The following is a 2,601-nucleotide window of genomic DNA, read 5'->3' as shown; positions in this document are numbered from 1 at the left end:
GGCTGAGGCGCGGGGCGAGGCGGGGGCGGGAGAAAATGGGTGTGGCGAATTTCTGTGAAATGGCCACACCGGGGGCGACGTTGCGGTAAAAGCGCGGTTCCGCGGAAAGTCGAGACCGTTGTGACGCAGATGTGACGCACATGTGACGAAGCCGCCGCGCCCGGTTCGGGGATCAGGGCCTGGACACGCAAACGGCCCCGCGTGGCGGGGCCGTGTCGTTTTCTCGGTGGCGTGCCGGGGTTCGCGATGGGAGCGTTGTGGTGGCCTGCGAACTGGCCTTGCCGGCCTGCTACGCGGCGTTGGCGCGGCGCATCCGGCGACGGCGCTCGGACGCGCGCTCGTCTTCGTTCAGACCGCCCCACGTGCCGTACTTCTCGGGCCTGGAAACCGCGTAGTCCAGGCACTCCGTGCGGACGGGGCAGCCCATGCAGATCTGCTTCGCCTTGCGCTCGCGGATCTCCCGCTCGGGCTGACGCTCACCGTCGGGACCGAAGAAGAGGACGAGGTCTTCCCCCCGGCACGCCGCGGCGTCCTGCCAGCCCCAGCTGGGACGAGGGAGGTTTGCCTGCCGACGTACCTGAGCCATGGAACACCCACCTTGATTGGTTCGAACAATTTCAGGACATGGGACGCTCGACATGCTTCAGGCGACATGAAGTCAAGAAGCGCCGAATGGTCCAACGTCTGGAGTTGCCGCTCTGTTCCCCGTCCGGTTACTCCGGAAACCTGGGGACGTGCGACAGGGAGACCCACGAATGGGGCCTCAGAGAGATTACACGAGGGCCGCCTCGTTGAGAAGGGTGAGTTCCCTAACAACGTAGGTTCTCAGGTTCTCCTCACAGTCCGGTCCACATGGGGCGGACTGCCGGACGGCCTCCACGACGATGTGGTAACGCCTCTCCCGAAGATGAACGACGGCTTCGTACCTGGTTGTTCCCGCGACGGCCCGTACCGAGACGCCCGTCACGTCGGCCAGCCCGAGCCGTCCCGCGTGCGCCCGGACGAAGTGCTCGGCGGCCTGCTCGGGCTCGGGCACGCCGGCGCGTCCGCGCAGCCTGTCGAGGACGACCTCGCCCCGCAGGTAGGCGTCCGCCGCCGCCACGGCCTCGGGCTCGCCGAGGTTGCCGTAGCAGAGCCCGTGGGGGAGGCACACCAGGTTGGCGGCGAAGCGGTCGCCGCCGACGTGCGTGGTCTCCCAGACGAGGCCGCCGAAGCGGGCGGCGAGCGTCCGGGCCAGGGGCGCTCCGGTGCGGGCGCAGCAGACGTTGCGGCGCCCGTGCGTGCAGACCAGGAAGACCGGCTCCGCCATGCGCTCCCCGAGGCCCGGGGATTGCCCGGCGGCCAGGGCGTCGAGGTCGAGCGACGCCAGCTCGGCGGGGTCGTCGAGTTCGCGCGCCTCGGCCCAGACCTCGTTCCCGCGGGAGTACGCGGCGTAGACCTGGAGGGGCGGGGTGGCGCGGCGGCGTCCGGTGCGGCGGATCAGCTGGGGCCGGACGCCCGCCCGCTTCGCGGCGCGCACCGCCTCGGCGACCGGCGCGGGCCGGGCGAGGTCCTCGACGCGCTCCGGCCAGGGCCCGGGGTGCTCGACGAGCAGCCAGGCGCCCGCCTTCTCGGTGGCGCTGGCCAGGCACGGCCGCCGGCCGGTGTGGCTTCCCGGACAGTGCTCGCAGCTGTTGCCGCGCGTCACAGTACCCCCCGTTGACCTCTGCTCAATTAGGTAAGGTTAACCTAATCCGCCGCCGCGAAACCAACGGGGTCCTCAGTTGAACGATCAGCGCAGGGCGGCGCGGGGCAGCAGCGCCTCCGCGGCCGGGCGCGCGGCCTCCCGGTCGGACGCGACGAGCCCGATCCTGGTGCGGCGGTCGAGGACGTCGGCGGCGTCGAGTGCGCCCTCGTGCCGCACCGCCCACGCCAGCTCCACGCCGAGCACCGGCAGGCCCGGCACCACCGGCTCCAGCAGGGCCGGGTCGTCCTCGGCGAGCGCGGTCAGCAGCGGCGCCTCGGTCCCGTACCGCTGGACGAGTCGTCGCGGGGCGTCGATCGCGTCCAGCTGCTGACGCGCGGCGGCGCCGACGAGCAGGAGGCGGGCGGTGCGGCTCGGCCCCGCGTCGAGCCCGCGGACGCGAAGGGCGGCGTCGACGGCGTCCTGTGCCATCCGCCGGTAGGTGGTGAGCTTGCCGCCGACGATCGTGACGACGCCGTCCCGCGAGGTCAGGACCGCATGGCGGCGGGAGATGTCGGTGGTGGCCTTGCCGTGGTCGGCGTCCAGCAGGGGGCGGAGCCCGGCGAACGCGCCGATCACGTCCGCGCGGCGGATGGGGGCGTCGAGCGCGGAGCCGAGCATGTCCAGCAGGAACCCGATCTCGCCGTCCGTCGGCTCCGGGACGTCCGGGATCGGCCCGTCGGCGGGCTCGTCGGTCAGGCCGACGTACACGCGGCCGTCGCCCTGCGGCATCACCAGCAGGAACCGGCTGGACGTGCCCGGGACGGCGATCTGCATCCCGGCGGTCAGCCCGCGCAGCGTCTCCGCCCGGACCACGATGTGGGTGCCGCGCGACGGGCGCAGGCGCACCCCGTCCACCAGCCCGCCCGCCCAGACCC

3 protein-coding genes are annotated in these 2,601 nt (G+C 72.5%); all 3 read right to left on the bottom strand.

Going from position 1 to position 2,601, the window contains the following annotated elements; all coding sequences use genetic code 11:
* Positions 1-289: 289 nt before the first annotated feature.
* Positions 290-586: a WhiB family transcriptional regulator gene (locus E1287_RS42940; protein ID WP_021600082.1), complete on the bottom strand. Its 297-nt coding sequence runs from the start codon at positions 584-586 to the stop codon at positions 290-292.
* Positions 587-772: 186 nt separating this feature from the next.
* The gene (locus E1287_RS42935) at positions 773-1,687 is read right to left on the bottom strand and encodes a sucrase ferredoxin (protein WP_131971850.1); all 915 of its coding nucleotides are present in this window, start codon (positions 1,685-1,687) and stop codon (positions 773-775) included.
* 84 nt (positions 1,688-1,771) lie between these two features.
* A partial coding sequence (locus E1287_RS42930) for an FAD-dependent oxidoreductase (protein ID WP_131971848.1) occupies positions 1,772-2,601 on the bottom strand: 830 nt, incomplete at its 5' end.

The sequence above is a fragment of the Actinomadura sp. KC06 genome (assembly GCF_004348735.1).
Taxonomy (GTDB): Bacteria; Actinomycetota; Actinomycetes; order Streptosporangiales; family Streptosporangiaceae; genus Spirillospora.
This window is presented reverse-complemented; position numbering and strand designations above follow the sequence as displayed.

What these genes read in the sequence shown, in the direction of transcription:
- E1287_RS42940 (WP_021600082.1), bottom strand. Translation starts at nt 586, where the DNA reads ATGGCTCAGGTACGTCGGCAGGCAAACCTCCCTCGTCCCAGCTGGGGC.